The sequence below is a fragment of the Pseudomonas sp. SDO5271_S396 genome, assembly GCF_054071795.1.
Map to the genome: position 1 here is coordinate 1 of NZ_JBSVWB010000054.1, position 26,827 is coordinate 26,827.

The 26,827-nt window shown below is 62.3% G+C and carries 29 protein-coding genes; 7 read left to right on the forward strand and 22 right to left on the reverse strand.

The window, feature by feature from the left end; genetic code table 11:
* Window positions 1–86: 86 nt before the first annotated feature.
* From ACW9IN_RS25830 to ACW9IN_RS25855, 6 genes are all read right to left on the reverse strand, one after another.
* Window positions 87–740, reverse strand: coding sequence for an HAD family hydrolase (locus ACW9IN_RS25830; protein ID WP_457368500.1), 654 nt, complete (start codon window positions 738–740; stop codon window positions 87–89).
* 29 nt (window positions 741–769) lie between these two features.
* On the reverse strand, window positions 770–1,759 hold the full coding sequence (locus ACW9IN_RS25835; protein WP_457368501.1) for an ABC transporter ATP-binding protein: 990 nt from the start codon (window positions 1,757–1,759) through the stop codon (window positions 770–772).
* The gene (locus tag ACW9IN_RS25840) at window positions 1,756–2,556 is read right to left on the reverse strand and encodes an ABC transporter permease (RefSeq protein WP_457368502.1); all 801 of its coding nucleotides are present in this window, start codon (window positions 2,554–2,556) and stop codon (window positions 1,756–1,758) included. The genes ACW9IN_RS25835 and ACW9IN_RS25840 overlap by 4 nt, the downstream gene beginning before the upstream one ends.
* A complete protein-coding gene (locus ACW9IN_RS25845; RefSeq protein WP_457368503.1) occupies window positions 2,543–3,379 on the reverse strand; it encodes an ABC transporter permease in 837 nt (278 codons plus the stop codon). Before ACW9IN_RS25845 ends, ACW9IN_RS25840 begins: the two co-directional genes overlap by 14 nt.
* On the reverse strand, window positions 3,376–4,182 hold the full coding sequence (locus ACW9IN_RS25850) for an alkaline phosphatase family protein (protein WP_457368504.1): 807 nt from the start codon (window positions 4,180–4,182) through the stop codon (window positions 3,376–3,378). Before ACW9IN_RS25850 ends, ACW9IN_RS25845 begins: the two co-directional genes overlap by 4 nt.
* Before the next feature lie 115 nt (window positions 4,183–4,297).
* Entirely contained in the window at window positions 4,298–5,374 is a 1,077-nt protein-coding gene (locus tag ACW9IN_RS25855; protein ID WP_457368505.1) for an ABC transporter substrate-binding protein, read from the reverse strand.
* 354 nt (window positions 5,375–5,728) lie between these two features.
* Here ACW9IN_RS25855 and ACW9IN_RS25860 point away from each other — a divergent pair, with 354 nt between their 5' ends.
* Window positions 5,729–6,442: a UTRA domain-containing protein gene (locus tag ACW9IN_RS25860; RefSeq protein WP_457368506.1), complete on the forward strand. Its 714-nt coding sequence runs from the start codon at window positions 5,729–5,731 to the stop codon at window positions 6,440–6,442.
* Window positions 6,443–6,608: 166 nt separating this feature from the next.
* Here the strand turns inward: ACW9IN_RS25860 and ACW9IN_RS25865 are convergent, their stop codons facing one another.
* Genes ACW9IN_RS25865 through ACW9IN_RS25900 form a run of 8 tightly spaced genes read right to left on the reverse strand, consistent with a single transcriptional unit; the run spans window position 6,609 to window position 12,765 of the window.
* Complete coding sequence (locus tag ACW9IN_RS25865; protein ID WP_457368507.1) at window positions 6,609–7,568, reverse strand: metal ABC transporter solute-binding protein, Zn/Mn family; 960 nt, start codon at window positions 7,566–7,568, stop codon at window positions 6,609–6,611.
* The gene (locus ACW9IN_RS25870; protein WP_457368508.1) at window positions 7,568–8,467 is read right to left on the reverse strand and encodes a metal ABC transporter permease; all 900 of its coding nucleotides are present in this window, start codon (window positions 8,465–8,467) and stop codon (window positions 7,568–7,570) included. Before ACW9IN_RS25870 ends, ACW9IN_RS25865 begins: the two co-directional genes overlap by 1 nt.
* Window positions 8,464–9,210, reverse strand: a complete 747-nt coding sequence (locus ACW9IN_RS25875) for a metal ABC transporter ATP-binding protein (protein ID WP_457368509.1) — start codon at window positions 9,208–9,210, stop codon at window positions 8,464–8,466. Before ACW9IN_RS25875 ends, ACW9IN_RS25870 begins: the two co-directional genes overlap by 4 nt.
* On the reverse strand, window positions 9,207–10,127 hold the full coding sequence (locus tag ACW9IN_RS25880) for a metal ABC transporter substrate-binding protein (protein WP_457368510.1): 921 nt from the start codon (window positions 10,125–10,127) through the stop codon (window positions 9,207–9,209). The genes ACW9IN_RS25875 and ACW9IN_RS25880 overlap by 4 nt, the downstream gene beginning before the upstream one ends.
* 19 nt (window positions 10,128–10,146) lie before the next feature.
* Window positions 10,147–10,707, reverse strand: a complete 561-nt coding sequence (locus ACW9IN_RS25885; protein WP_457368511.1) for a DUF6162 family protein — start codon at window positions 10,705–10,707, stop codon at window positions 10,147–10,149.
* On the reverse strand, window positions 10,704–11,033 hold the full coding sequence (locus tag ACW9IN_RS25890; RefSeq protein ID WP_457368512.1) for a hypothetical protein: 330 nt from the start codon (window positions 11,031–11,033) through the stop codon (window positions 10,704–10,706). Before ACW9IN_RS25890 ends, ACW9IN_RS25885 begins: the two co-directional genes overlap by 4 nt.
* Window positions 11,030–11,566, reverse strand: a complete 537-nt coding sequence (locus tag ACW9IN_RS25895) for a thiamine pyrophosphate-binding protein (protein ID WP_457368513.1) — start codon at window positions 11,564–11,566, stop codon at window positions 11,030–11,032. The genes ACW9IN_RS25890 and ACW9IN_RS25895 overlap by 4 nt, the downstream gene beginning before the upstream one ends.
* Window positions 11,563–12,765 carry a PepSY-associated TM helix domain-containing protein gene (locus ACW9IN_RS25900; RefSeq protein WP_457368514.1) on the reverse strand — a complete coding sequence of 401 codons (1,203 nt, stop codon included), beginning with the start codon at window positions 12,763–12,765 and terminating at the stop codon, window positions 11,563–11,565. Before ACW9IN_RS25900 ends, ACW9IN_RS25895 begins: the two co-directional genes overlap by 4 nt.
* Window positions 12,766–13,017: 252 nt before the next feature.
* Between ACW9IN_RS25900 and leuC the strand changes: the two genes are divergently transcribed.
* Both leuC and leuD read left to right on the forward strand, forming a co-directional pair.
* Window positions 13,018–14,436 (forward strand): 3-isopropylmalate dehydratase large subunit, encoded by a 1,419-nt coding sequence (gene leuC / locus ACW9IN_RS25905; protein ID WP_457368515.1) that lies wholly within the window; start codon window positions 13,018–13,020, stop codon window positions 14,434–14,436.
* On the forward strand, window positions 14,433–15,047 hold the full coding sequence (gene leuD / locus ACW9IN_RS25910) for a 3-isopropylmalate dehydratase small subunit (RefSeq protein ID WP_457368516.1): 615 nt from the start codon (window positions 14,433–14,435) through the stop codon (window positions 15,045–15,047). Before leuC ends, leuD begins: the two co-directional genes overlap by 4 nt.
* A 63-nt stretch (window positions 15,048–15,110) precedes the next feature.
* Here leuD and ACW9IN_RS25915 read toward each other — a convergent pair whose 3' ends face one another.
* From ACW9IN_RS25915 to ACW9IN_RS25925, 3 genes are all read right to left on the reverse strand, one after another.
* Entirely contained in the window at window positions 15,111–16,025 is a 915-nt protein-coding gene (locus ACW9IN_RS25915; RefSeq protein ID WP_457368536.1) for a LysR substrate-binding domain-containing protein, read from the reverse strand.
* A gap of 78 nt (window positions 16,026–16,103) precedes the next feature.
* The gene (locus tag ACW9IN_RS25920) at window positions 16,104–17,405 is read right to left on the reverse strand and encodes a dicarboxylate/amino acid:cation symporter (protein ID WP_457368517.1); all 1,302 of its coding nucleotides are present in this window, start codon (window positions 17,403–17,405) and stop codon (window positions 16,104–16,106) included.
* A gap of 97 nt (window positions 17,406–17,502) precedes the next feature.
* Window positions 17,503–18,378, reverse strand: a complete 876-nt coding sequence (locus tag ACW9IN_RS25925; RefSeq protein ID WP_457368518.1) for an alpha/beta fold hydrolase — start codon at window positions 18,376–18,378, stop codon at window positions 17,503–17,505.
* 278 nt (window positions 18,379–18,656) lie between these two features.
* Here ACW9IN_RS25925 and ACW9IN_RS25930 point away from each other — a divergent pair, with 278 nt between their 5' ends.
* Genes ACW9IN_RS25930 through ACW9IN_RS25940 form a run of 3 tightly spaced genes read left to right on the forward strand, consistent with a single transcriptional unit; the run spans window position 18,657 to window position 21,349 of the window.
* Window positions 18,657–19,880: an SfnB family sulfur acquisition oxidoreductase gene (locus ACW9IN_RS25930; protein WP_457368519.1), complete on the forward strand. Its 1,224-nt coding sequence runs from the start codon at window positions 18,657–18,659 to the stop codon at window positions 19,878–19,880.
* 3 nt (window positions 19,881–19,883) lie between these two features.
* The gene (locus ACW9IN_RS25935; RefSeq protein WP_016980232.1) at window positions 19,884–20,549 is read left to right on the forward strand and encodes a methionine ABC transporter permease; all 666 of its coding nucleotides are present in this window, start codon (window positions 19,884–19,886) and stop codon (window positions 20,547–20,549) included.
* 29 nt (window positions 20,550–20,578) lie between these two features.
* Complete coding sequence (locus ACW9IN_RS25940; protein WP_457368520.1) at window positions 20,579–21,349, forward strand: MetQ/NlpA family ABC transporter substrate-binding protein; 771 nt, start codon at window positions 20,579–20,581, stop codon at window positions 21,347–21,349.
* A 44-nt stretch (window positions 21,350–21,393) separates the two neighbouring features.
* Here ACW9IN_RS25940 and soxR read toward each other — a convergent pair whose 3' ends face one another.
* On the reverse strand, window positions 21,394–21,843 hold the full coding sequence (gene soxR / locus ACW9IN_RS25945; protein WP_457368521.1) for a redox-sensitive transcriptional activator SoxR: 450 nt from the start codon (window positions 21,841–21,843) through the stop codon (window positions 21,394–21,396).
* Window positions 21,844–21,945: 102 nt separating this feature from the next.
* On the opposite strand from soxR, the gene ACW9IN_RS25950 reads away from it, so the two are divergent.
* The gene (locus tag ACW9IN_RS25950) at window positions 21,946–22,311 is read left to right on the forward strand and encodes an antibiotic biosynthesis monooxygenase (RefSeq protein ID WP_457368522.1); all 366 of its coding nucleotides are present in this window, start codon (window positions 21,946–21,948) and stop codon (window positions 22,309–22,311) included.
* On the opposite strand, the gene ACW9IN_RS25955 is transcribed toward ACW9IN_RS25950, so the two are convergent.
* The 4 genes from ACW9IN_RS25955 to msuE form a co-directional block, all read right to left on the reverse strand.
* Complete coding sequence (locus ACW9IN_RS25955) at window positions 22,300–23,403, reverse strand: sigma-54 interaction domain-containing protein (RefSeq protein ID WP_457368523.1); 1,104 nt, start codon at window positions 23,401–23,403, stop codon at window positions 22,300–22,302. The two genes, ACW9IN_RS25950 and ACW9IN_RS25955, sit on opposite strands and share 12 nt — an antisense overlap.
* 11 nt (window positions 23,404–23,414) lie before the next feature.
* Window positions 23,415–24,602, reverse strand: coding sequence for an acyl-CoA dehydrogenase family protein (locus ACW9IN_RS25960; protein WP_457368524.1), 1,188 nt, complete (start codon window positions 24,600–24,602; stop codon window positions 23,415–23,417).
* Window positions 24,603–24,751: 149 nt separating this feature from the next.
* Window positions 24,752–25,891: an FMNH2-dependent alkanesulfonate monooxygenase gene (gene ssuD / locus ACW9IN_RS25965; RefSeq protein WP_457368525.1), complete on the reverse strand. Its 1,140-nt coding sequence runs from the start codon at window positions 25,889–25,891 to the stop codon at window positions 24,752–24,754.
* Window positions 25,892–25,900: 9 nt separating this feature from the next.
* Entirely contained in the window at window positions 25,901–26,464 is a 564-nt protein-coding gene (msuE, locus tag ACW9IN_RS25970; RefSeq protein ID WP_457368526.1) for an FMN reductase, read from the reverse strand.
* Between the last annotated feature and the right edge of the window lie 363 nt (window positions 26,465–26,827).

Below are 26,827 nucleotides of genomic sequence, written 5' to 3' on the forward strand. Positions count from 1 at the left end.
AGTGAAGAATGTTTCATCTGAACTACCGCTATCGCAGGCAAGCCAGCTCTCACATTTGATTGGGTTTTCAATTCATGACCGAGGTGTCAGACCCAGTGGTGGATCGGCCAACCGGCCCTTTCTGCGTGTTCGCGCAATACCGGATCCGGGTTCACCGCCTGTGGGAATTCAACCTTGCTCAGCAACGGCAAATCATTGCGCGAATCCGAATAGAAATATGCGCCGTCCAACGTTTCGCCTTCCTGCTCCAGCCATTCCAGCAACCGGGTAATCTTGCCTTCACGGTACGTGAGCACACCCACGGTACGCCCGCTGTATACGCCATGGCTGACCTCAAGATCGATCCCCAGTACCTCATCGATACCGATCCGCGCCGCAATCGGTGTGACCAGATGAGTGCCCGAGGCCGAAATAACCAGGATCCGGTCACCGTTCGCACGGTGGCGAGCGATGGTCTTGGTGGCATCGCTGTAGATCAGCGGCTCGATGATGTCCTCGACCCAAGGCTCGACCAAATGCTCGATTTCCTCCGGTGTGCGGCCGATCATCGGTTCCAGGCTGAAATCCATGAAGTCTTCCATGGCCAGTTTGCCCTGGCTGTAGGCGTCCATCAGTTCGTTGTTCCTGCGCATGAACGACGCCGGGTCCACCCAGCCCAGGCGACCCATCTGCTCGCTCCACAACGTGGCGCAGTCGCCATGGATCAGGGTGTCGTCCAGATCAAAAATTACCAATGCCATCGGTCATGCTCTCTCAATAAAACGTTGCATCAGGCTACTTCACACAGGGCGCTCGGGTCGATGGAAAGTGCCAGGCGTTGACCCTCTGGATACAGGTCGTCAGCCGAACGGTTGAGCACGTCCACCACCAGCTCCACGCCGCGTGCTTCGATGCGGTAGCGGATCACGTTGCCCAGCAGGCTGTGGCTGCGCACCCGTGCATCCAGCACGCCCTCGCGGCTCAGCTCGATGGCCTCGGGGCGAATGGCGATGCGTCCGCTGATGGGCCGTTGCAGCAGTTGGCTGGCCTTGTCGGCATCCAGCAGGTTGTAGTTGCCGATGAACCCGGCGGCGAACGCGTCAACGGGCGCGGTGTAGAGGGTTTCGGCGTCGCCGCTCTGCACGATCTTGCCCTGGTTCATCAGGAAGATCCGGTCGGACATGGTCAAGGCTTCTTCCTGATCGTGGGTCACGAAGATGGTGGTCAGCCCCAGTTCGCGCTGGATCTGGCGGATCTGCTCGCGCAGGTGCTTGCGTATCCGTGCATCCAGTGCCGACAGCGGCTCATCCAGCAGCAGCAGGCGCGGGCGGGTCACCAGGGAGCGGGCGAGGGCCACGCGCTGGCACTGGCCGCCGGACATCTGGTGCGGATAGCGGCTTGCCAGGTCCTTGAGTTCTACCAGTTGCAGCACTTCCTGCACGCGTTTGTGGCTGTCATCGGCGTTGACCTTCTGCATGCGCAGGCCGAAGGCGACGTTCTGCTCCACAGTCATGTTGGGAAACAGCGCGTAGCTCTGGAACACCATGCCGATATTGCGCTTCTGCGGGCTCAGGGGAACGATGTCCTGGCCGTCGAGCAGAATCTTGCCGCTGTCCACCGGCGTCAGCCCGGCGATGCAACGCAGCAGGGTGGATTTGCCGCAACCGGACGGGCCGAGCAGGGTAACGAATTCACCCTTGGCGATCTCGCAGTTGATGTCGCTGAACACTGGCGTGCCGGCGTAGCCTTTTTGCAGGTGTTGGACGTTGACGAAGCTCATTGGCTTTTGTCCTTGTTCAGAATATTGGCGGCCCAGGTCAGCACCAGCACAAAGAAGAAATAGGAAATGACCACGGCGCTGGTGAAATGGCCGCTGCTGTTGCGCATGTTATTGAGGTACACCTGCAGGGTTTCGTAGCGCGTGCCCACCAGGATATTGGCGAACACGAACTCCCCGAACAGGAACGAGAACGACAGCAACAGCGCCACCATCAGGCCCTTGCGCAGATTGGGCAGCACCACCAGGATCGCCGCCTGCCAGGTGCTGGCGCCGAGCAGTTGAGAGGCGTCCATCAGGTCGCGCAGATTGATGGCTTGCAGGTTGTTGGTGATCGCGCGGTACATGAACGGCAGGGCCACAGTGAAGTAGCAGCCGATCAAAATCCACGGCGTGCCCACCATCGCCAGCGGCCCGGAACCGTAGAGTTGCAGCAGGCCCACCGACGACACCACCGGCGGCACCGCAAAGGGCAGCAGGATCAGAATGTTCATCAGCGCGTCGAGCTTGGGAAAGTGGTAGTGCACCACGAACAGCAGCGGCAGGATCAGTACCACCGACAGGATCAGCGCGCCGACGCACACCAGCAGCGACTGTCCGAAGGCCATCAGGAAGCGCGGGTCGCTCCACAGCTGCACGTACCATTTGAGGGTGAACCCGGCCGGCAGCACGGTGGCCGACCAACTGCTCGCGATGGAATAGACAAAGGTGCCCAACAGCGGCAACACCAGGATCGCAAACAACAGGTACACCACTACCCGATGGTAGAGGGAGACAGGACCGGCTTCAGCGCGAGACATGGTAGCTCCTCTTGAGCAGCAGTTGATGGACTACGGTCACCAGGGTCATCAGCGCCACCAGCACCACGGCCAGGGCGCTGGCCATGTACGGGTCGAGGGACACATCCCCCGAGACCAGGCCCGCGATGCGGATCGGCAGCACGTTGAAGTTACCGGTGGTCAAGGCGTAGACCGTGGCATAGGCGCCCAGGGCATTGGCCAGCAGGATCACGAAGGTGCCCAGCAGAGCGGGCGTGAGCACCGGCAGGCCGATATGCCGCCAGAACTGCCAGCCGTTGGCGCCCAGCAGGGCTGCCGACTCGCGCCAGTCTTCGCGCAGTGCATCGAACGCCGGGTAGAGCAGCAGCACGCCCAGGGGAATCTGGAAGTAGGTGTAGAGAATGATCAGCCCGGACTTGGAGTACAGGTTGAAATCCTGAATGATCCCCGATTGCTTGAGCATGAGGGTAATACTGCCGTTGAAACCCAGCAGGATGATGAACGCGAACGCCAGAGGCACACCGGCAAAGTTGCTGGTCATGTTGGCGAACGCGGTGACGAAATTGCGCAGCGGCGAATCCACCCGGCGCAGGGAGTAGCTGCCCAGGGTGGCGATGATGATGCCGAAGACACTGGAATAGAAGCTGATCTCCAGGCTGAACTGGATGGCTTGCAGGTAGAACTTCGAGCTGAAGATGCGCGTGAAGTTTTCCAGGCTCCAGCCGGCGTCTTCGGTTTGCAGGCTGTTGATCAGCACCCAGACCAGCGGGGCGATTTCGAACACGATAAAGAACAGCGCGAAGGGCACCAGGCACAGCAGCGCCAGCCATTTGCCACGGGTCATTTCAACAGCTCCCGGCAGACAGGTTTGTCGTGGGGCACGCCCAGCAGTTCGCAGACGGTACCGCACAGTTCGGTTTGCCGGGGCGCTGCGTTGGCATCCAGGCTGAAGGCATCGCCAAGGACGAACAGCGGCACTTCACGCTCTTCCGGCAAGAGGCCATTGTGGGAGCGGTCGTTGTTCATGCCGTGGTCGGCTGTCACCAGCACCTGGTAACCGGCGTCGAGCCAGCCTTGCAGGTAGTCGGCCAGGATGATGTCGGCCGAGCGCGCGCTGTTGCGGTATTGCGGGGTATCGAGGCCGTGCTTGTGGCCGGCATCGTCGATGTTCATCGGGTGTACCACCAGGAAGTTCGGTGCATGTTTGAGACGCAGGTTTTCGGCGTCGGCGAACAGGTGGGAGTCCGGGTAATGGTCATTCCAGTAGAAATGCCCGTGCTGGATCGCCAGTGTCTTGTCGTCGGTATGACGATCACGGGCGGCGATGAACGGGGTGCGGTTATACAACTCGCTCACCCAGTGATAAGCCGCTGCCGCAGTGACCAGGCCCGCGTCGGTGGCGTAATGAAAAATGCTGCGCTGGTTGGACAGGCGCGAGACGTTGTTGTGGACGATGCCGCTGTCGATCGGTGGCACGCCGGTGAGGATGCATTCATACAACGGGCGGGACAGGGCGGGCAGTGCACATTCCAGTTTGTAGAGGGCTGCGCGTCCTGCGCCGACATAGGCCTGCAAGTGCCCCATGGCGTGCCTCGCAACCTCGTAGTTCAGGCCGTCGAGCACGACAAGGATGACATTGTGCTTCATGGGGGCTGGAGCTCCGCAACAGGTGGTTTGACTCAATTTCAACTTGGAACGGGATCAAATGTGGGAGCTGGCTTGCCTGCTCCCACACTGACCGCATTTCAGGCAGTGAAGCCTATTACTTCATCTCAACAATGACCTGCTCGTTCCACAGTTGAGGCAGCTTCTTGGAAGTGGCTTCCCAGGCATCGGCATCCTTGATCGGCTGCGGGTTGGCCTTGGTGTACTGCTCGCCCGGGATCAGGTTCTTGGCGATATCCGCTGGCAGTTTCAGGTCGGTTTCGGCGCGGATCGGACGTGCGTTGCCCTTGGCCAGGTTGATCTGGCCGGCGTCGCTGAAGATGTATTCGCGGGTCAGCTTGGCGGCGTTCGGGTGCTTGGCGTATTTGTTGATGATGGTGGTGTAGCCGGATTTCACCGAGCCATCCGACGGGATCAGCACCACGTAATCATCCGGGTTGGCCATCTTGGCTTTGTAGCTCAGGCCGTTGAAGTCCCAGACGAGGCCCACTTCGACTTCGCCTTTTTCCATGGTGGCGATGGTCGGGTTGGACAGCGACAGGCGGCCTTGCTGGGCGATCTTGGTGAAAAACTGCAGGCCGGGCGCGATATTCTTTTCGTCGCCCTTGTTGGCAATGGCGGCCGCCAGTACGGCGTTGGATGCCTGTGCCGCGGTGCTCACGTCGCCTACCGAGACTTTGTACTTGCCGGTTTGCAGGTCAGCCCAGCTGGTTGGCACTTCGGAACCGTGCAGCAGCTTCTTGTTGACGATGAACGCGATGGTGCCGGTGTAGGCCAGGGCCCAGTGGCCGTCCTTGTCTTTTGCCCAATCCGGCACTTGGTCCCAGGTGGTCGGTTTGTACGGCTGGGTCACGTCCTGTTTCACCGCGATCGGGCCGAACGCCGCGCCCACGTCGCCGATATCGGCGCTGGCGTTATCTTTTTCCGCCTTGAACTTGGCGATTTCCTGGGCCGAGCTCATGTCGGTGTCGATGTGCTTGAGGCCATAGGTCTTGGCCAGGTCTTCCCAGGTGCCTTTCCAGTTGGCCCAGTCATCGGGCATGCCGACGCTGTTGACGGCGCCTTCCGTTTTCGCGGCGGCTTCCAGGGTTTTCAGGTCGGTATCAGCTGCCATGGCAGCGGTGCACATGGCGATGGTCGAGCCTAACAGTGATGCCAGGAAAAGCTGTTTCATCCGAAGCTCCTATGGGCGTTTTCAACGCGGCGTTTTTTATGAACGTTAGCGGTGGTGTTGGTCTAGGTCAGAGCAATACCTGAGCCAATTTAGGCGCCAGGCATGACAGTTTCATGTCGATGTCGTTTTTAAATCGCCGATGTCGCTCGGCGCAGAGTTAGCGTAGACCATGCCCAAGTGCCCGCAGGTGCGGGACTTGGCCGATGTATTGCAGGGTGTGGAGGGCGTGGGTGGCGCGGACTGTCATCTGTCGGTCATCTGCAATGCCTAGGCTGGCACGCAGCAGCAGAGGCCCGAATACAGCGTGGTTTGTGCACCTGAACGGTGCTGGTCTAGTCCAGATAGGTAACATTGATGCGTGATGAGGCAATCAAGGCGGTGACATCCATCGGCCTGGCGCTGCAAGAGCAGATCGACCATGGTCTGTTGCCGCCTGCCAGCAAATTGCCCGCCGAGCGCAAGCTCAGCGAGTTGTTTGGTACCACCCGCATCACGGTGCGGGAAGCCTTGTTACAACTCGAAGCCCAGGGGCAGATTTACCGCGAGGAGCGCCGGGGCTGGTTCGTCTCGCCACCCCGCCTGGCCTACAACCTGATGCAACGCAGTCACTTTCACGCAATGGTCAGTGACCAGGGCCGTGTGGCCTCTACCGAAGTGATCTCTGCCCGCCTGCAACCGGCGTCGGCGGCGGTGTGTGCGTGGTTGCAGTTGCCGGCGTTGTCGAGTGTGATCCAGATCTGTCGCGGTCGACGTATTGACGGGCGCCTGGTGCTGTATGTGGAGCACTACCTCAACCCGCAGTATTTTCCCGGGATTCTGGACTGTGACCTGAATCAGTCGATGACCGAGCTGTATGCCCGTAAATACGACCTGCACTACGGACGGGTGCGCTTCGAAATCGTGCCGACGTCATTACCGCTGGACGCCGCCGCTGCCTTGCGCGTGTCGACGGGCAGCCCCGGTTTGCGGATCGCCCGGGTCAACTATGACCAGCACCAGCGGTTGATCGACTGCGACCTGGAGTTCTGGCGGCACGACGCCATTCATGTCGGTGTGGATGTGGTGTGATGCGGGTTCGGGCTTGTCCCGCGCCGGGCTGCGGAGCAGTCCCAAAACCTGCCACCAGGGTGTATCTGACAAACCGTGGGTGCCTTGTCAGGGCCGCTTCGCGCCCCAGCGCAGGACAAGCCTGCTCACCACAGAAAGCCTCATCATCACAAACAGTGTGCTTGTGTCACGTACCGGGCGTGAGTGCCTTGATGAGCCGATCCACATTACCCTCCAGTTCCGCCACCGGTTCTGCACCGTCGACATTCAGCACCAGCAGTTGGGCGCCGCCCGCCATGATCGCGGCGCTCACCGCTTCGCTTGGCTGGCGATGGTGCAGCGCTACGCTCACGTCGTTGTCCTTCAACTGAGTGCTGAGTTTCTGCAGGGCCTCGGGTGTCCAGTCGGCATCGGGTCGGGCATCGGTGCCGAGTACTTCCAGGTTCAGGCTGCTGACCAGGTACGCAAAGTGATCGCTCAGGCTGAACACACTCAGGTTATCTGCCTGTGCCAATCGTGTTTCGCTGTCAGCACTGAGTTTGAGCAGGCGTTGCTTGAGGGCTGCGAGGTTGGCGTCGATCTTTGGTTTGGCGCCTGGGGCCAGACGGCTCAGATCGGCGGCCATCACGTCGGCCATGCGGCCCAGGTTGTTGCTCGACTGCCACGGTTGGCTGTTCAGGCCATCGGCGACGCCTGGCTGCACGGCGATGCCAGGCAGACCGCCGTCCACCGGGCGCGCGGCATCCACTTCGACGATACGGATATTGCTGCGCCGCGCCACCGGGTACAGCGGGTCATCAGCCCACAGCGAGCGCAGGCCGATGGCGGCGTCGGCGTCCTGGGCCAGGCTGTTCAGCGCGGGAGCGCCGCGCCCGGTGAAGTAGGACACTTGACGCGACCCCGGCAGGTTGGCCGGCGCGGCGCGCTCAAGCTGAACGTCGGTGCCCTTGAGCAGCACCTCGGCCAGGCCGTAGGTGATCGGCAACGAGGCCAGCACTTTGACCGGCTTGTGGCTTTTGGTCAGGGCCGCATGACCAAGACCCTGGTTGACCTTGAAGTCCTTGGGCTCGAAGCCGTCGACGGCCAGCGCCGAGGTGCTGATCAGGCAGGCGATGGCCAGGGCCAGTGGGCGAAAGACTGGGCGCATTATCCAAGATTCCCTTTGAGGCTGGGCACGGTGCCGCGGGCGATGGCGGCGAGGGCGAAAGCGATACCGGCGACCAGAATGATGGCGGCCCCGGATGGAATCGGCAGGTCGAAGACAATCGGCAGCAGGATCCCGCACAGGGTGCTGATCGTGGCAATCGCCACCGAGACCCAGAAGAAGCCTTTGAGCGACTGACTCAACAGGCGTGCCGCAGCAGCCGGGATCACCAGCAACGCGCCCACCAGAATCGCGCCGATCACCTTGACCGCCGCCACTGTGATCAGCGTCACCAGGATCACGAACAGGTAATCCAAAGTCTTCACGGCCACACCACGCACCGCGGCCAGTTGCGGGTTGAAGCTGGCCAGCATGATGCGGTTGTACAGTGGCAGCGCCAGGGCCATCACCAGTGAACCGACAATTGCCAGCACCAGCAGGTCGTTGCCGTTGACCGTCAGCACCGAGCCGAACAGCACGTTCTCCAGGATGTGCACGTTGATCTTGCCCGCCAGGATCAGCAGCAGGCTCGCGCCCAGGGCCAGAGACACCGACAGGAACACGCCGATCAGGGTGTCCGGCGCCAGGCCGGTGCGGTTGCGCAGGTAGTTGAGCAGGATGCCGAACAACAGGCAGTAGCCGAACAGGCTGCCGTAGGGGCCGGTATAGGGTTCGCCCAGCAGGATGCCCACGGCCACGCCGGTCAGTGCGGCATGCCCGACCGCTTCGGAGAAAAACGCAAAGCGCTTGACCACTACCAACGTGCCGAGCCCCCCCAGCACCGGGCCGATCAACAGGCCGGCGAGCAGCGCGTTGACCACAAAACCATAGGCCAGCGCTTCCGGCAGATACCCGGAAGAGGCCCAGCCCTGGACCATCAGGCGAAACGCTTCGTAACTCATTGCGCCGGGCTCCGAGGATGGGTGGAAAACAGGCTCAGCAGGCGATCTGGGGTCAGCGCCTCTTGGGGTGCGGCATCGAACAGCACGCGGCGGTTCAGCCCGGTGACACGATCGGCCAGGCGGCCCACGGCTTCCAGGTCGTGCTCGATCCACAGCACGGTGATTCCAGCCAGGCGCCAGTCATTCAGCAGGCGCTCGAAAACCTGGATCCCGGCCTCGTCGAGCGCCGACATCGGTTCATCCAGCACCAGCAATTGGGGCGCCGGAATCAGCCCTTGAGCCAGCAGCACGCGCTGACGTTCACCGCCGGACAACGCGCCCATGCGCCGCTTGCGTTTGTCCTGCATGCCTACGCGTTCAAGCGCTTCGCCAATCGCCCCGGCGCAATGCCTGGACAGGCCCAGAAAGGCAGGGCGTCGCTGGCACATGGCAGCCATGAAGTCGTCGACGGTCATCGGCAAACCCCGGTCGAACTCCAGGGCCTGGGGCACATAGCCAATGGTGCCGGGGGTGGTCGGCCATTGCAGGCGCAGTTGGCCCTGATGCGGGGTTTGCCCCAACAGGGTCTTGATCAACGAGCTTTTGCCACCACCGTTGGGGCCGACCAGTGCATGGACGCTGCCGGGGGATACCTGGAACGTCACGTTGTCGAGGATGACGGTACGGCCCAGAGTCAGTGACACCTGATCGAATTCAAGGGTGGGGCCGATGCTGGCCACACTCAATCGCTGCGCCGCGGTCATGAGCCGGACTCCTGAATGGCCCGCACCACCGTATTGAGGTTGCCCGTCATTTCCACTTCGTACTTCTCGGCGCTGTATTCACCGTAGGAAATATGCGACAGCGGGTACAGCTTGACCCCGGACTCGCGCTGGATGGTGTCGACATAGGTGGACGGGAAGTCCATCTCCGAGAAGATGACCTTCACGTCCAGTGCACGCAGTTCATCGATGGTCTTTTTCAACTGGCTGGGGCTCGGTTCGATGCCGTGGGCCGGTTCGACCACGGCGGTCACTTCCAGGCCGAACTCACGCAGCAGGTAGTCATAGGCTGCATGCACGGTGGCTACGCGCAGGTCCGGGTTCGGTGCGCTGGTCAACTTGGCCAGTGCATCGGCGCGCATCTGGCGCAGGCGTTTGCCATAGGCGCGGGCGTTCTGGGTGTAGATCCTGGCGTTGTCCGGGTCGAGTTTGCCCAGCTCACGGGCGATGTTGTTGACCTGGGCAATCGAGGCGCTGATCGATAGGAAGGTATGCGGGTTGACCACCTTGCCTGCACCGCGGGCCGCGTTGCCGGTGGCGGCCAGCAGCGGCACGTTGGCGTTGGCTTCGATCACCGGGATGTCCGGGCGCTCGCTGGTGGCGATCATGCGGTCGGCGAAGTCGTCATGGCCGACGCCGTTGAGCACGATCACGTCGAGGGTGCCAATGCGCTTGATGTCTTCGGCGCGCGGCTCGTAGGCGTGGGGATTGAAGCCCGCCGGTATCAGCGGCACCACCTCGGCCTTGTCGCCGACGATATTCGCTACATAGCTGTAATAAGGGTGCAGGGTGATACCGATTCGCAGGCGCTTGGCGGCCTCGGCATTGGCCAGGGGAGCGAGCAGCAGGCTGAACAGGCTGACCAGCAACAGGCGCAGCAGGGGAGATGAAATGGACATGGGCACTCGGTCTTCTCGTTCAGTGGCGGTGCTGGCGGGTCACGCCGGCATCGAATTGCGTGACCACCTGTTGCCAGCCGGCGGCGATCAATGCCGGGTCAGTCAGGTCGGAAGGGGCGCCGAGATCGGCCTCACGGTTGAGCCAGATGTCCGGTTCGGCACCGTGCACGCGCATCAGCAGCGAGCCGCTGCTGGCGGGCGTCTGGCTCAGGCCCAGGTAGGCCGACGGCGCCAGCAATTGCCAGCGATGGTCGCCACGGCTGACCGAACTGGCGTCGTGGGCGAAAGGCGCAAAGCCTTCTTCGGCCAATTGCTCGGGTGTCGGCAGGCCATTCTGTTCTTGCTGCAACAGCTGGATTTCATCCAGGGTAACCCGCAGGTCGGCATAGAGACCTTGTTCCGCCGCGCTCAGGTCGCGGCGCGCATCCAGTTGATGGCTGGGCACGGCCACCGCTGTCCGGGATTCTCCGTGCAGCGCCACCACCGTACCGGCCACCGCGAGGATGATCAGGCACAGCAGCAGGACGTAGAGGGTTTCATGCCCGGCGCCGGCGGGGCGTACAACCTGGGTGGTACTCATTGGGGCTGGATATCCGCTTGGTCGATTTCCACCACGTGGCCGGGGCCCGCGTCGAACAGCACATAGAACTCGGCGGAGGGTTTCTTGAAGGTCAGGGTCGAGTCCTGGCCAAGCTTGCCGGGCAGCAGGATGGTTTCGTCGTAGCCGATCACGTCCAGGGTCACGCCGGGGGCACCGCTGCCATCGGAGAATCCGCCAGTGCATTTGATCTGCTCGCCGGGGATTTCCTTGCACTCGCACATCGGGTTGTGGGCCAGGGCGGTATTGCTGAAACCGGCGCACAGCAACAGCAGTACACCGGCACGGGTCAGGTGCGTGACGATCATGGTTTGACTCCTTGCTTGTTCAGCCAGGCAATGGTGGCAGGCGAGGCCTGACTCAGCGGGATGAAACCCTGATGCATCGTGCCGTCCCAGCCTTCCATGGTGACCCACAGTTCAGCGTCGGCCGGCGTGCGTTCAGGCACGGGCAGGGCGGCACCCATGCGGTAGGGCGTGCCGAAGAAAATCACCCCGGCGGCGCGCAGGCTGCGGGGTTTGCCGATGCGCAGGTAAGTGGCCTTGACCTGTTCGGCGCAGGTGTCGCACAGGGCGGCATTGAAGAGTTTCATCGGGCCCGCCGGGTCGGGGCGCGGGCCTTCATTGCGGAACTCCGCGAGGGTCAGGCTCCACGGCCCGACCTGCACTTCGCCGGCCACTCGCTCGCCGATGCCGGTGTCGCCGCGAAACAGCGCCGCGTCGGCGAAGTACTTGGGCATGAAACCCAACGGGATCAGCAACAACAGCACATTGATGTGGAAGCGCCATTTCAGCCAGAAGGTCCGCAGCGGCGAAGGTGTTGCAGCAGCGACCTTGCTCATGGGTGGGCCTCCGAGGTTTCAGCCTGCCTGACGGGGATGGCCGCCGGCTTGCGTTGTGCCTTGGTTTCGCGCTTGAGCGCATTGAGGGTGGCCAGGGCGGTGCGTTTGGTCCAGATCAGCAGGCCGCTCAACACCATCATGCTCATGATCAGGCCGAAGAATGCCCAGATCAGCTTGACCCACAGGCCACCAAAGTCGCCGGTGTGCAGCGGGCGCATGGATTCGGTGACGAACTCCAGTTTCGAACGGTCGGACAGCAAGTGCGCGGCCGCGACTTCGCCGTCATAGGGGTTGATCTGCGCGGTCTGGAACATCAACGGATACCAGCCGCGCCCGCCGATCTGCAGGTGGCTGTAGGCATTGAGCGGCAGGCTGATGAAACTCGCCTCCAGGCCCGGGATGCGCTGGGTGGCGATCTTGATCGCGTCGTCGACGGGAATCATCGGTGCCGGCACGCCGGGCGCCGACATCGGCACCTTTTCACGCGCGATCACCGGGATCACCGGCTCGGTGGAAATCGAGATCTGGTTGTCTCCCAGGATCGCCCGGATCAGGAACCAGATGCCGGTGACGGAAATCACTGCGATGAACCAGATCGACCAGATACCGCTCAGGCGGTGGAAGTCCCCCCAGAAGATCCGCGCGCCGTGGCGGATGCGCAGGGTCGGGCGCAGAAAACCCTTCCAGAAGCGCTTGTACACCACCAGTCCGGTAACCAGCGACGCCAGCAGCGGAATACCCAATGCCGAGACCAGGTACCAGCCCCAGCTGTAGCCGTTGGTGAATGGCACCAGCCACCAGCCGTGCAGGGCACGGGTAAAGGCCTTGAAGTTGAACGACGGGCTGATGCCCTGAATCGCCCCGGTGTAGGGGTTGACGTAGACCTCCACGGAGCGCCCGTCGGGGTAGCTGAGGTCGACGCTGAGCGCGAAATGGGATTCGTCGGGGCGGTCGATCGACTGGACGAACACCTGGGGTTCTTCGCGCTTGATCGCGGCGATCACCTGGTCGTAGCTCAGCGGTTCGGCATCGTCCGACGGTTTGCTCGCGCGGATATCCGGGTTGGCCAGCCAGACGATTTCCTGGCTGACCACCGCCAGGGTGCCGGTGACGCAGACGATCAGTACAAAGAACCAGATGGGCAGGGCCAGCCAGCTGTGTACGAGAAACCAGAGTTTTGAGCGTGACTTCTTCGACATGTGGATGAGGGTCTTGATCGGAGGGGGCAATGCAGGCCCGGAAAAGGCCGGTCGTAGCTTTTGCTGACGCGACAGGCTGTATCTAAGTTAAGACGGATGAGAATGGGAAATCCCTAAGCGAAACATGAAAGAAAATGTTTCAGAGCCCGGATTGAACACGAAACATGTTCCAAGCCATCACCGAGGTGGCATTGATGGGGGCGGGAGGCTGCGTAGGATGGGGCCTATACCGTTGAGCGAGCCCCACAATAAATGACTGCCAGAACCCTCTACGACAAGCACATCGATTCCCACACGGTGTGCCCCCTGGATGACCAGGGCCATGTCCTGCTTTATATAGACCGCCAAGTGATCAACGAATACACCAGCCCCCAGGCGTTCAGTGGCCTGCGCGAAGCTGGCCGTGGCGTCTGGCGCCCCGGCACCGCGCTGGCGGTGGTCGACCATGTGAACCCCACCACGCCCAAGCGCATCGCGGCCATGCCGGACGCGGGCGGCGCGCGGCAGGTGTCGTACCTGGCGGAAAACTGCCGGGACTTCGGCATCGAGCTGCTGGATATCCTCGACAAACGCCAGGGCATCGAACACGTGATCGCGCCCGAGCAGGGTTTTATCCTGCCGGGCATGGTGATTGCCGCCGGTGACAGCCACACCACCACGTATGGCGCGCTGGGCGCGTTCGGTTTCGGCATCGGCACGTCGGAGATCGAACACCTGCTGGCGTCGCAGACCCTGGTCTACAAGCGCCTGAAAACCATGCGCGTGAGCGTCGACGGCGCGCTGGCCAAGGGCCTGACCTCCAAAGACGTGATCATGGCGCTGATCGGCAAGATCGGTGCTTCGGGTGCCACCGGCTATGCGATCGAGTTTCGCGGTTCCACCATTGATGCCCTGAGCGTCGAGGCGCGCATGACCATCTGCAACATGGCGGTGGAAGCCGGCGCACGTGGTGCTTTCATGGCGCCGGACGAAAAAGTCTTCGCCTACCTCAAGGGCAAGCCTCGGGCGCCGAAGGGTGAGTTGTGGGAGCAGGCGCTGGTGGGCTGGCGCCAACTGCATTCGGACGCCGATGCGGTGTTCGACCAGGAGGTGACGCTGGATGCCTCCGCCCTGGAACCCATGGTCACCTGGGGTACCAGCCCCGACCAGGCCGCGCCCATCGGTGCTCGTGTGCCCGACCCGCAGGACGTCAGCGACCTGATCCTGCGTCAGGACATGCGCCGCGCCCTCAATTACATGGGCCTGGAAGCCGGCATGCCGCTGAGCGAAATCGTCATCAGCCATGCCTTTATCGGCTCGTGCACCAACGCGCGCATCGAAGACCTGCGCGACGCGGCCAGTGTGGTGCGTGGCAAGCGTGTGGCCGACCACGTGCGGGCGATGATCGTGCCCGGCTCCACCGAAGTGCGTGACCAGGCCGAGGCCGAAGGGTTGGCGGCGATCTTTATCGACGCCGGTTTTGAATGGCGCCAGTCGGGCTGCTCGATGTGCCTGGCGATGAACGACGATGTGCTGGCCCCGGGTGATCGCTGCGCGTCCAGCACCAACCGCAACTTCGAAGGCCGCCAGGGCGCGGGTGCACGTACCCACCTGATGAGCCCGGCGATGGTTGCCGCGGCGGCGATTACCGGCCGCCTCACCGATATCCGCCACTTTGGAGACCGTCCATGAGCCTGCAACCCTTTACCCGCGTGACCGGCAAGGCCGCGCCGATGCTGGCGGCGAACATTGACACCGACGTGATCATGCCCAAGCAGTTCCTCAAGGGCATCGACCGCAGTGGTCTGGACCGCGGGTTGTTCTTTGACCTGCGCTTTTTGGCATCCGGCGAACCCAACCCGGAGTTCGTGCTGAACCAGCCGGCCTGGCAGGGCGCGAGCTTTATGGTGGTGGGCCCCAACTTCGGTTGCGGTTCGAGCCGTGAACACGCGGTGTGGGGCCTGAAACAGATGGGTATCCGCGCGTTGATCGGCAGCAGCTTTGCCGGGATTTTCTACGACAACTGCCAGCGTAACGGGGTGTTGTTGATCACCCTGGACGAGGCGGTGTTGCAGTCGCTCGGCCAGACCGTCAGCCAGCCCGAGCAAGCGCAGATCAGCGTGGACCTGGAAGCCCAGGACATTCATTTGGCCGATGGCCAGGTGATCCCGTTCCAGATCGACACCTTGCGCAAGACTGCGCTGCTGCTGGGCCTGGATGCCATCGGCAGCACCTTGCAGCGCAGCGACGCGATCAAGGCCTTCGAACGCCGCCACCTGCAAGCCAACCCCTGGCTCAACTGACACAACAATAATCAACTGTGGGAGCTGGCAAGCCAGCTCCCACAGTTGATCGGGTTTATATCTCTATATTGACAACCCCTTGAAGTGCTCCTGCAGAAACTCCACGCAAGCCCTCAGCTTTCCGGAATGCGCCAAGCGTGTCGGGTACACCGCCCACACGTTGGCGCTTTGGGTATAGCTGTGCAGAACCTGCACCAGCTTGCCTTGCTCCAGCAACGGCTTCACATCCCACATCGATCGCAGCAGCACCCCGCGCCCGTCCAATGCCCATTGCAGCACGATCTCGCCATTGTTCGATGACAGCGGTCCGCGCACTCGCACGCTGTGCGGCGCGCCTTCGTGTTCCAGGTTCCAGATGCCGAAGGCGTTGTCACGCTCCTTGAGCACCAGGCAATCGTGCTGCTCCAGGTCGCTCAACTGGTGTGGCGTGCCCCGGCGCTGCAGGTAAGCCGGGGCGGCGCACAGCACCCGGCGATTGCTCACCAGACGGCGGCCGATGTGCTGGCCGGGGATGTCATCGCCCACGCGGATCTCCAGGTCGAAGCCTTCGCTGACGATGTCCACCACGCGGTCGAACAGGTCCAGACGGATTTCCAGGTCCGGGTACTGTTCGGCCAGCAATGACAGGGCCGGGGCCACGTGGTTGCGCCCGAAACCGAAGCTGCTGCACAGGTGCAGGTGGCCACGGGGGCTGTCGTGGGCGTCGGACAGTTCATCGGACAGTTGCTGGAAGTCTTCGAGGATGCGCACGGCCCAGCGTTGGACCCGCTCGCCGTCTTCGGTCAGGGCGATGCGGCGGCTGGTGCGGTGCAGCAGGCGGGTGGCCAGGGTGGTTTCGAGGATCTGGATGCGCTTGCTGACGTACGCGGGCGACAGCCCCAGTTCATCGGCGGCCGCGGCGAAGCCAGCCTTGCGGATCACGGTCAAAAACACCCGCAGGTCTTCGGGTAGGGGCACGGTATCTTTCTTGTTGGTCATCAGAAACAGGCGTGGCGGCATGAGCCGCCAGAATAGCACCGGATGGGCGCGCCTTCCGGCGCGCCTGGCCGTCATTCTTCAATCGGTGGCGATCTTCGCCTGGGCAGCGCGGGCATGGCGGCCGCGCTTGAGGGCGATGGGGGCCATTTTTTCACGGTCCAGTTCACCTTCCCACGCAGCCACCACCAGGGCGGCCACGGCGTTGCCGATGATATTGGTCAGCGAACGGCATTCGGCCATGAAGCGGTCGACGCCCAGGATCAGCACCATCGCTGCCACCGGCACCGTCGGCACCACCGCCAGGCTCGCGGCCAGCGCCACGAAGCCCGCACCCACCACGGCGCCGGCGCCCTTGGAGGTGAGCATGGCCACCGCCAGCAAGGTCAGTTGCTGTTCCAGCGGCAGGTGGATGTTGGTGGCCTGGGCCAGGAACAGCACCGCAAGGGTCATATAGATGTTGGTGCCGTCCAGATTGAAGGTGTAGCCGGTCGGCACCACGATGCCCACCACGCCCTTGGAGGCGCCAAGGCTTTCGAGTTTCTGGATCAGTTGCGGCAATGCCGATTCCGACGAGCTGGTGCCCAGCACAATCAGCAGTTCCGACTTGATGTAACCCAGCAGTTTGAAAATGCTGAACCCGGCATAGCGGGCGACGCTGCCCAGGATCACCGTGACAAAGAAAAACGCAGTGAGATAGAACGTACCCACCAGTTTCAGCAGTGGCAGCAACGAGCCCACGCCGTATTTGCCGATGGTGAAGGCAATGGCCCCGAACGCGCCGATCGGTGCCACGCGGCTGATCATGCCGACGATGCGGAAGAACACTTCGCTGGCCTGGTTGATCACCGTCACCAGTGGCCGCGCCTTTTCACCGACCATCACCAGGCCCAGGCCGAACAGCAGGGAAATGAACAGCACCGGCAGAATCTCGCCCTTGGCGAACGCGTCGAAAAAGGTGCCCGGAATCACGTTCAACAAGAAGCCGGTAAGGCCTTCGCTGTGCTGCGCCTGGCCGACGAAGCCGGCGATGGCTGAGCTGTCGAGGGTCTTCACGTCGATGTTGAAGCCGACGCCCGGGTGCAACAGGTGCGCGGCGAGAATGCCGATCAGCAGGGCGATGGTAGAGACGATTTCGAAGTACAACAGCGCCTTGCCACCGACCCGGCCCACCTGTTTCACGTCGTGCATGCTGGTGATGCCGGACACCACCGTACAGAAGATGATCGGGCCGATGATCATCTTGATCAATTTGATGAAGCCGTCGCCGAGCGGCTTGAGGTCGATGCCGACCTGGGGCCACTGATGGCCGATCAACACACCCAGCGCGATGGCGATGAGCACCTGGACATACAGGGTTCCCAGCAGTTTTCTGATTGTCATTGTTATTATCTCGCGGTGTTTTTTGGGGCAAGCAAACCCCGTCGCAGGCTTTTTCAAGCCTGCGAGGCGGGGCCATCAGGTCAGTGGTTGATCGGGCTCAGCGAAGGAAGGTCAGGACTTCGCCCAGCAATATTTCAGGGATTTCTTCAGCAATGTAATGGCCGGCCGGCAGGGCTTTGCCACGCACGTCGGTGGCGACTTTCTGCCACTCCTCGAGCGGCTCGAAACAGCGGCCCACGGTGCCTTCGGCGCCCCACATCACCAGCAACGGCAGGTTGAGGTGATGGCCGGCGTCGATATCCGCCTGGTCGTGCTCAAGGTCGATGCCGGCGGCCGCGCGGTAGTCTTCGCAGATACCGGTGGCGGCGCCCGGCAGCTTCAGGCAGCGCGCGTATTCGGCGAAGGCTTCGTCGGTGAACGGCTTGAGCCCGGCGCTGCGGCTGCCCATCACGCTGCGCAGGTACTGCTCGGGGTTGCTTTCGATCAGGGCTTCGGGCAACGGCGCCGGGCGGATCAGGAAGAACCAGTGCCAGTAGGCGCGGGCAAAGGCTTCGTTGGTCTGGGCGTACATCGACAGGGTGGGCGCGATGTCCAGCAACACCATGCGTTGCACGGTCTGAGGGTGGTCCAGGGCCAGCCGGTGGGCGACCCGGGCGCCCCGGTCGTGGGCCAGCACCGAGAACGTGTCGAAGCCCAGGGCGCCCATCAGTTCGACGCCGTCCCGCGCCATTTCCCGTTTCGAATAGTTGACGTGCCGCTCATCGGCCGGTGGCTTGCTGCTGTCGCCATAACCCCGCAAGTCAGCGGCGACCACGGTGAAGTGCTCGGCCAGTTGTTCAGCCACCTTGTGCCAGATGACATGGGTTTGCGGGTGCCCGTGCAGCAGGAGCAGACCGGGACCTGTACCGCCTTTGCGGTAGCTGATGTCCACGCCGTTGACGTGGCACTGGTCTTTTTGGAAACCGGCGAACATGGAATGACTCCTTGTGATGATTGCCTGCATCGTGGAATCACCCGCCGTTCGGGGCAAGGGGGAAAGCGTGGAAGGGTTGTTCATGAAGTGTGATGCAGGAACCCGCGGTGTTGTGAGAGCCGACGAGGTGTCGGCCATGCAACAGTGAACGGGCAGTTTGCTGCGCAACGTGCGTGATTGGATCCGCTGAGCCCCATGAATGCCCGTATTGACGGGCCCGGGGCCGCGGGCACAGAAGCTGCAATAGCCCAGGCAAACCATTCGCCCGAGAGCGTTGTATGTCTGTACTGCCTGTATCTGCCGATTACCCGATCCATTCCCCTCGTGCCGAGCTGATCCGCGACGAAGCCCAGGCCATTGCCGTGGCGCACCGTGTGGCCGCTGCGCTGCTGGAGCAGGACGCCGAACGTGACCGCACCCGCCAGGTGCCCGCCGACGTGGTGGACCTGTATTCCAACAGTGGCCTGTGGGGCATCAGCGTGCCGCGTGAGTTCGGCGGGGCCCAGGTGTCGTACGCGGTACTGGCGCAGGTGATCGCGATCATTTCGGCAGCGGACCCTTCCCTGGGGCAGATCCCGCAGAACCACTATTGCCTGCTGGAAGACATTCGCCTGCAAGGCACTCCCGAGCAGCAGGCGCACTTCTTCGGTCTGGCGCTGCAAGGCCATCGTTTCGCCAATGCGCTGTCGGAAACCGGCGGCAAGAACGTGCAGGACATCCAGGCGACGATTCGCCGCGAAGGCGATGGCTATGTGATCAACGGACGCAAGGGCTATTGCACCGGTTCGCTGTATGCCCATTGGCTGGCGGTGCTGGCGCTGGACGACCAACAGAACGCCCAATTGGCCTTCGTACCGCGCGGTACCGAAGGGCTGGTGGTGGTCGACGACTGGGACAGCATGGGCCAGCGCACCACGTCCAGCGGCACGGTACTGGCGCAAAACCTGCGGGTACCGGCATTCAATTTGTTCCCTACCCATAAATCCTACGATTCGCCCACCCTCGCCGGACCGTTCGCGCAACTGACCACCGCCGCCATCGACGCCGGCATTGCCCGCGCGGCGCTGCGTGACACAGTACAGTTCGTGCAGCAGTTTGCGCGGCCCTGGATCGATGCCGGCGTGGAAAAAGCCAGTGAAGACCCACTCACTATTATTCAGGTCGGCGCCCTGGATATTCGGCTGGAAGCTGCCGAAGCGCTGTTGGAACGCGCCGGTCTTGCGCTGGATGCCGCGCGCCCGGCGCCGGATGAACACAGCGTCGCCCAGGCGTCCCTGGCCGTGGCCCGGGCCAAGGTGCTGACTACCGAGATCGCCATCGAGGCCAGCAACAAACTGTTCGAACTCGGCGGCACCCGCTCCACCTTGAAAAAGCACAACTTCGACCGGCACTGGCGCAACGCGCGGGTGCACACCCTGCACGACCCGGTGCGCTGGAAGTACCACGTGGTGGGCAACTGGCTGCTCAACGGCGTCAAACCGCCGCGCCATGACTGGTCGTGAGCCATGGCTGAACTGTTCAAGAACATCTATTGGGCCGACATCGGCCAGGCGTGCCTGGAGACCCTGAGCATGCTCGCCGCGGCCCTGGGTTTTACCGTGCTGCTGGGGTTGCCCCTGGGCGTGCTGCTGTTTCTGACCGGCAAGCGCCAATTGCACGAAGCCCTGGTGGTGTACCGGTTGCTGTCGGTGGTGGTCAACGTGCTGCGTTCGCTGCCGTTCATCATCCTGCTGATTGTGTTGATCCCGCTGACCACCTTGCTGGTGGGCACTTCCCTCGGCGTGCCCGGCACTATCCCGCCGCTGGTGGTGGGGTGTACGCCGTTCTTTGCGCGGCTGGTGGAAACCGCGCTGCGGGAGGTCGATCGCGGTGTGGTGGAGGCGACCCAGTCCATGGGCGCCAGTACGTGGCAAGTGATCCGCCACACCCTGTTGCCGGAAGCCCGGGGAGGGTTGCTGGCGGCGGTGACTGTCACGGCGATCGTGTTGGTGGATTACACCGCCATGGCCGGGGTGATCGGTGGCGGAGGCTTGGGTGACCTGGCCATTCGCTACGGTTATCAGCGGTTCCAGACCGATGTGATGGTCGTCACCGTGGTGCTGTTGCTGGTGCTGGTCCAGGCCCTGCAGATGACCGGTGATCGTTTGGTGGCGCGATACAGCCGCCGTTGATTTTTATAACGTCTGCCTTTGGAGCAATCATGAAAAAAACGTTGGCCGTACTGGCCGCTGTGCTGTCATTCAATGCCTTCGCCAATGAAAAGCTGGTAGTGGGCGCAACGCCCGTGCCCCACGCGGAAATCCTGGAGTTCGTCAAACCGGTGCTGGCCAAGGAAGGTGTCGACCTGCAGATCAAGGTTTTCACAGACTTCATCCAGCCCAACCAGCAACTGGCGTTGAAGAACCTCGATGCCAACTACTATCAGTACCGCCCGTTTCTCGACGACTACAACAAGACCCGCCACACCGACCTGGTGCCGGTGGTGGGGGTGCACATCGAACCGTTCGGCGCGTATTCGACCAAGATCAAAAGCATCGCCGAGCTGAAGGACGGCGCCACGGTGTCGATCCCCAATGACCCGGTCAATACCGGCCGCGCCCTGGTGCTTTTGCACGAAGCGGGCCTGATCAAACTCAAGGATCCGAGCAATACCTTGAGCACCCAGCGCGATATCGCCGAAAACCCCAGGCACCTGAAAATCCGCGAGCTGGAGGGTGCTTTGCTGGCCCGTTCGGTGAGCCAGGTGGACCTGGCATTCGTGTTTGCCAACTACGCCCTGGAGGCGGGGATCGACACCAACAGTGCGTTGATCGTGGAGAAGGGCAAGGACCTGTATATCGAGTTCCTGGTGGCACGCCCGGACAACATCAACGACCCGCGCATCCAGAAACTGGCCAAGGCGCTGAACTCCGATGACGTGCGCCAGTTCATCCTGACGCGCTACAAGGGCCAGATCGCGCCGGGTTTCTGATAACTGATCGCTCCCACGCTACGTGGGAGCGATGAGGCCAGCCTTCAGGTCTCGGAGGTGGGCTCAAGCAATTGGGCACCCGGGCCGCATTCGCCCAGCTTGTCGTCCTGATTGCGCAACGGGCAGGCTTCCAGCGACAGACACCCGCAACCAATGCAACCGTTGAGTTTGTCGCGCAGCAACATCAGTTTGTTGATGCGCTCATCCAAATCTTCCCGCCACAGCGCCGACAAGCGCTCCCAATCCTGGACATTCGGTGTGCGTCCATTCGGCAGCGTCTGCAAGGTCTCGCCAATGGTCGCCAACGGAATGCCCAGGCGCTGGGCGATCTTGATCACCACCACCCGTCGCAGCACATCCCGTGGATAGCGCCGCTGGTTGCCGGCGTTGCGGTTGCTCTTGATCAACCCCTTGGTTTCGTAAAAGTGCAGGGCCGTCACGGCCACGCCGCTGCGGGCCGCCAGTTGGCCGACGGTAAGTTCCTTGTTGAGCATGGAAAAACTCCGAAACAATGCTTGACCTCGAGTTAACTCAAGGTTTTACCCTGCGTTGCATCGAATCGCAAGATTCTGCCTACAGTAGAGAGGGGAATGTTCATGCAGATATCAGAGAAGAATCGTAGTTTTTATCAGCTGATCGAATTCCACATCGAGCCTGGCCAGCACGATGCCCTGGTGGCGGCGCTGTCCACTCAAAGCGAGCGTCTGGCTCAGGGCCACAGTGGTTTCCTGAGTGCGAGCGTGCAGGTGAGTGAAGACGGTCGTCGGGTGCTTAATAGCCTGCAATGGCAAACCCGCGCGGACGGTGAGGCGGCGTTCGAGTGTTTCGAGCAGGGCCAGGAAGACTTCTGGACCCTGATTCGCGCGCACCAGGCCAAGGCGGTGTCGTTCGGCTCCTTCCAGGTGCTGCGCAGTTTCGAGCGCAGCCATGACGACGCATTGCATTGCCGCCTAAATGGATAGATGCAGCATGCGTTCGCCCTGCACGTTTTCCCCGGGCCGCCGCTTGTTCACCGCCAACTCGCCGATCTTGATCAGGCGAGTGCGCGTGACGTTGCGGCTCAGGCCCAGCAGGTTGGCGGTGTGCACCTGGTTGTAATGGCTGAAGCGGTAGGCGGCGCGCAACAGGGCATCTTCGACTTTTTCATGCAGGGCGCCGGCCTGTTCCTCGAACAACTTTTGAAACGCCCGGGCCAGCAGTGCTTCGGCACTGTTGTCGATGCCGTGTGGGCTGTCGTCCTGCCGTTCGATGCGCATGTTCGACAGGCGCAGGTCGTCGCGCTCGATCACGCCGTTGCGGCAGATCAACAGGGTGTGGTGAATCACGTTTTCCAGCTCGCGGATATTGCCCGGCCAGCTGTAACTCTTGAGCTTGTGTTCGGCGTCGCGGCTGATGGTGATCGGGCCGTAGCCCAGGCGTTGGCTGTAGGCTTCGATGAAATGCCGGGTCAGTGGCAGGATATCGCCGGGTCGCTCGCGCAGCGGGCTGAGTTCCAGGCTGACCACATCGAGGCGGTAATAAAGGTCTTCGCGGAAATGCCCGGCGTTGATGGCTTTTTCCAGTTGCACGTTGGTCGCGGCCAGTACCCGCACGTCAATCGGAATGCTTTTGCGTGAACCCAGGCGCACCACTTCGCGTTCCTGCAAGACCCGCAGCAGCTTGACCTGGATCGCCATCGGCAAATCGCCGATCTCGTCCAGGAACAGCGTGCCGCCGTTGGCCTCTTCGAACCAGCCGGCCTTGGCGCTGAGGGCGCCGGTGAAGGCGCCTTTTTCATGACCGAACAGTTCGGCCTCTACCAGGGATTCGGAGAACGCGCCGCAGTTCACCGCCACGAACGGTCGATTGCGCCGCGCGCTGAGGTTGTGGATATGCCGCGCCACCAGCTCTTTACCGGTACCGGTTTCGCCGATGATCAGCACGCTGGCTTCGCTGGGGGCCACTTGTTGGATGTGCGCGAGCAAGGCCTGGGACTTGGGGTCTTCGAAGACCTGGGCCGTGGCGCGGATCGAGGTCGCGAGGGCGGGCGAGGGCGGTAGGGTCAAAAGCTGCATGGGCACCTCTCTCAGGAGTAGAACGTGGGAATGGGCAGGGACTGGTTCAAGGCCCAGTCGCCGAGTTCGTGGAGTTTGTAGTCCACCGGATCGTGCAGGGTCTGGGTGCGCAGGTTGCGCCAATGGCGATCCAGGCGCAGCGAGGCGTGGGTGGAGCGCGCACCGGTGACGTCGAACAGACGGCTGCACAGGTCCAGGCCCTGGCGTGTGGCGGCGACTTTGGCGGTGGCGATGGCGATGGCCAGTTGGCCGCGCTCGCTTTCGCTGAGGTTGGGCCCCTTGGCCCAGGCCTGATCGAGTTGCTCGGCGGCGTGTTCCACCAGCAGGCGCACGCCTTCGAGGGCGACCCAGAATTCGCCGTAGTGGTGCAGCACGTAAGGGTCCTGGCGCACGTCTTCGGCGGCGGACTTATGCCACGAGCGGGTTTCGGTGAGGGTGTAATTGCGCGCTTCTTCAAAGGCGCCTTCGGCAATGCCGAGGAACATATGGGTGAAGGTCAACTGGGCGATCAGCGGGCGCAGGCAGGCAAACGGTGTGCTCAGCGGGCCTGGGTCGAGCAGCAGTTCCGACTCTTCGACGCGCACGCGCTCGAAGCTGGCGCTGCCGCTGTCGGTCTGGCGCTGGCCAATATTGTTCCAGTCGTTATGCAGGGTAATGCCACTGCGCCCACTGGGGATCGCGGCAATCAGCAATTTGCCGCCGGCGGTCTCGTCCACCGCCGAGGCAATGAGCATTTCCGAGTCACTGGCGCCGGAGCAGAAGCTCTTCTTGCCGGAGAACTCGCGCCAGCCGCCGAAGTCCTTGACCACGGTGCGTGTGTCCAGCGGGTTGAGGGCGTTGCCCCAGAACCAGTTTTTGCGCGCGGTCTGTTCGAACCAGGGTTGCCATTGGTCCGGGCGCGCAAACAGGCGTACCGTGGCCAGCATCAAGTGATGAAAGCCGAAGACATGGGCGATGGAGCTGTCGACCTTGGCGAATTCGCGGACGATGCCCAGGGTCTCGCTCCAGCGTGCGCCAAGGCCGCCGTATTGAGTGGGAATGCTCAGGGCCAGCAAGCCGCTTTGGCGCAGGGCGTCACGTTCGGCCTTGGGGGTGCCGCCACGCTCGTCACGTTCGACGGCGGTGAGGGCGAATTCGGCGGCCAGCAGTTTGGCGGTCTGCAACGGGGAGGGCAGGACGCTGTGGGGTTTGGCTGTCACGCGGGGGTTCCTCAATGTCTGTTTGGGTAATCGAGGCCAAATGTGGGAGCTGGCTTGCCTGCGATGGCGTCATCCGGCAACCACTGGAAAACCGAGTCGGCTGCATTGCGGGCAAGCCCGGCTCCCACACAAAGCAGATCCCAACGTTCCTAGGCTTTGGCTGGCAATACATCGTTGGCAATCATTTCGCCGAACGGACCGGTGAGGTTGGTGATGCCGCGTCCGGCCAGGCTGGCGTAGGGCTCCGGCAGCAGCGGAAACACCAGCTCGGCGAAGCGATAGGCTTCTTCCAGGTGCGGGTAGCCCGAGAAGATGAAGCTTTCGATGCCCAGGTCCGCATATTCCTTGATGCGCGCGGCCACTTGCTGCGGGTTGCCCACCAGCGCGGTGCCGGCACCGCCGCGTACCAGGCCGACACCGGCCCACAGGTTGGGGGCGATTTCCAGGTTGTCGCGGCGCCCATCGTGCAGGGCCGCCATGCGGCGTTGGCCTTCGGAGTCAAAGCGCGAGAACGACTTCTGCGCGGCGGCGATGGTGTCATCGCTGATGTGTTCGATCAGTTTGTTGGCGGCCTTCCAGGCCTCTTCTTCGGTTTCGCGCACGATCACATGCAGACGAATGCCGAACTTCACCGTGCGACCGTGGCGGGCAGCGCGTTCACGCACGTCGGCGAGTTTTTCCGCGACGGCGGCGGGCGGCTCGCCCCAGGTGAGGTACACGTCCACCTGTTCGGCGGCCAGGTCATGGGCCGCGTCGGAAGAACCGCCGAAATACAGCGGTGGATAAGGCTTCTGCACGGGTGGATAAAGGGCCTTGGCATTCTGTACGCGCAGGTGTTTGCCTTCGAAATCCACGGATTCGCCCTGCAACACGCGGCGCCAGATCCTGAGGAATTCGTCGGTGACTTCGTAGCGTTCACTGTGGTCGAGAAAGCTGCCGTCACCGCGATTTTCGTCGGGGTCGCCGCCGGTCACGACGTTGATCAGCAGGCGGCCGTTGGACAGGCGGTCCAGGGTTGCTGCCATGCGCGCGGAGACGGTGGGCGAGATGATGCCGGGGCGAATGGCGACCAGGTAGCGCAGGCGTTCGGTCAGCGGCACCAGCGCCGAGGCGATGACCCAGGAGTCTTCGCACGAGCGTCCGGTGGGAATCAATACGCCGTGGTAACCCAGGCTGTCAGCCGCTTGCGCGACTTGTTTCAGGTAGTTGAGGGTGACGGGGCGTGCGCCTTGGGTGGTGCCCAGGAAATGACCGTCGCCGTGAGTCGGCAGAAACCAGAAAACATCCATGACAAATCCTTAGGCAATTTTGCGCAGAGAAGGGGCATGCGCCGCAAACAAAGGGGCTGCACGTTCCGCCGCCAGTTGAATGCGCGCCTTGAGCAGCTCGCTGGTGATTTGATAGTCGGTGAAGTCCGCCTCGGTGGCGTACACGCCAATCGGCAGGGTCAAGGCCTGGAAGAAGCTGAACAGCGGCCGCAGTTGGTGGTCGAGGACCAGGGCGTGGCGCTCGCTGCCTCCGGTGGCGGCCAACAATACCGGGGTGTTGATCAACGCATTGAGGCCGACCAGATCGAACAGATGCTTGAGCAAGCCCGGGTAGGAGCCGCGATAGATCGGTGCTGCGACGATCAGCAAGTCCGCCTGTTCGATGGCCAACAGTTGCGCTTCGACCTCTGCGGGCAGTTCATCGCGGGACAGTGCGCCGCCCAATGGCCGGGCAATGTCGCCCAGTTCGATCACGGTGGGCTGGATCGGCAGCTGGGTGGCCAATTCGGCCAACACGGCTTGGGTCAGTACGAGGGTGCGGGACGGGCGCCAGGTTCCGCCGGAGAGGGCAACGACATTCAGGGGACGGGTCATGAACAGTTCCTTTTTCAACAGTGGTTCACAGCAAAAGAAGTAGGACGGCTTGAGCAAGAGCTGTACCAATGGCTGCAACCCTTGGGGAACGTGGGCTGCAAGCTTCCTGCTGAAAAGTGCGGCTGTTGTCTGACTGGTGTTTTGTTGAATGGCTGTTGCCGGGGCAACAGTTGCGTGGCCAACAGTGGCGGGTGTTGAGGTCATTTATAGAGGGGTGTTTTTATTCCGTAAACGAACGTATTTCCATATTTATAGATCGTAAAGATATATGTGCGTGCAACTATCGAAGGTGCTTCTACGGTTGATAGCGACTATCACGGACGTTGATTTTTCAGCGTCAGGGGGCGGGAGTAGCCTGTGTTC

Coding starts and splice junctions, on each gene's coding strand:
- ACW9IN_RS25840 (WP_457368502.1), bottom strand. CDS start 2,556: ATGTCTCGCGCTGAAGCCGGTCCTGTCTCCCTCTACCATCGGGTAGTG.
- leuC (WP_457368515.1), top strand. CDS start 13,018: ATGACTGCCAGAACCCTCTACGACAAGCACATCGATTCCCACACGGTG.
- ACW9IN_RS25930 (WP_457368519.1), top strand. CDS start 18,657: ATGTCTGTACTGCCTGTATCTGCCGATTACCCGATCCATTCCCCTCGT.
- ACW9IN_RS25890 (WP_457368512.1), bottom strand. CDS start 11,033: ATGATCGTCACGCACCTGACCCGTGCCGGTGTACTGCTGTTGCTGTGC.
- ACW9IN_RS25940 (WP_457368520.1), top strand. CDS start 20,579: ATGAAAAAAACGTTGGCCGTACTGGCCGCTGTGCTGTCATTCAATGCC.
- soxR (WP_457368521.1), bottom strand. CDS start 21,843: ATGCTCAACAAGGAACTTACCGTCGGCCAACTGGCGGCCCGCAGCGGC.
- ACW9IN_RS25845 (WP_457368503.1), bottom strand. CDS start 3,379: ATGACCCGTGGCAAATGGCTGGCGCTGCTGTGCCTGGTGCCCTTCGCG.
- ACW9IN_RS25880 (WP_457368510.1), bottom strand. CDS start 10,127: ATGTCCATTTCATCTCCCCTGCTGCGCCTGTTGCTGGTCAGCCTGTTC.
- ACW9IN_RS25850 (WP_457368504.1), bottom strand. CDS start 4,182: ATGAAGCACAATGTCATCCTTGTCGTGCTCGACGGCCTGAACTACGAG.
- ACW9IN_RS25835 (WP_457368501.1), bottom strand. CDS start 1,759: ATGAGCTTCGTCAACGTCCAACACCTGCAAAAAGGCTACGCCGGCACG.
- ACW9IN_RS25875 (WP_457368509.1), bottom strand. CDS start 9,210: ATGACCGCGGCGCAGCGATTGAGTGTGGCCAGCATCGGCCCCACCCTT.
- msuE (WP_457368526.1), bottom strand. CDS start 26,464: ATGACCCGTCCCCTGAATGTCGTTGCCCTCTCCGGCGGAACCTGGCGC.
- ACW9IN_RS25830 (WP_457368500.1), bottom strand. CDS start 740: ATGGCATTGGTAATTTTTGATCTGGACGACACCCTGATCCATGGCGAC.
- ACW9IN_RS25915 (WP_457368536.1), bottom strand. CDS start 16,025: ATGACCAACAAGAAAGATACCGTGCCCCTACCCGAAGACCTGCGGGTG.
- ACW9IN_RS25860 (WP_457368506.1), top strand. CDS start 5,729: ATGCGTGATGAGGCAATCAAGGCGGTGACATCCATCGGCCTGGCGCTG.
- ACW9IN_RS25900 (WP_457368514.1), bottom strand. CDS start 12,765: ATGTCGAAGAAGTCACGCTCAAAACTCTGGTTTCTCGTACACAGCTGG.
- ACW9IN_RS25855 (WP_457368505.1), bottom strand. CDS start 5,374: ATGAAACAGCTTTTCCTGGCATCACTGTTAGGCTCGACCATCGCCATG.
- ACW9IN_RS25955 (WP_457368523.1), bottom strand. CDS start 23,403: ATGCAGCTTTTGACCCTACCGCCCTCGCCCGCCCTCGCGACCTCGATC.
- ACW9IN_RS25925 (WP_457368518.1), bottom strand. CDS start 18,378: ATGTTCGCCGGTTTCCAAAAAGACCAGTGCCACGTCAACGGCGTGGAC.
- ACW9IN_RS25885 (WP_457368511.1), bottom strand. CDS start 10,707: ATGAGTACCACCCAGGTTGTACGCCCCGCCGGCGCCGGGCATGAAACC.
- ACW9IN_RS25950 (WP_457368522.1), top strand. CDS start 21,946: ATGCAGATATCAGAGAAGAATCGTAGTTTTTATCAGCTGATCGAATTC.
- ACW9IN_RS25920 (WP_457368517.1), bottom strand. CDS start 17,405: ATGACAATCAGAAAACTGCTGGGAACCCTGTATGTCCAGGTGCTCATC.
- ACW9IN_RS25895 (WP_457368513.1), bottom strand. CDS start 11,566: ATGAGCAAGGTCGCTGCTGCAACACCTTCGCCGCTGCGGACCTTCTGG.
- leuD (WP_457368516.1), top strand. CDS start 14,433: ATGAGCCTGCAACCCTTTACCCGCGTGACCGGCAAGGCCGCGCCGATG.
- ACW9IN_RS25865 (WP_457368507.1), bottom strand. CDS start 7,568: ATGCGCCCAGTCTTTCGCCCACTGGCCCTGGCCATCGCCTGCCTGATC.
- ACW9IN_RS25935 (WP_016980232.1), top strand. CDS start 19,884: ATGGCTGAACTGTTCAAGAACATCTATTGGGCCGACATCGGCCAGGCG.
- ACW9IN_RS25870 (WP_457368508.1), bottom strand. CDS start 8,467: ATGAGTTACGAAGCGTTTCGCCTGATGGTCCAGGGCTGGGCCTCTTCC.
- ssuD (WP_457368525.1), bottom strand. CDS start 25,891: ATGGATGTTTTCTGGTTTCTGCCGACTCACGGCGACGGTCATTTCCTG.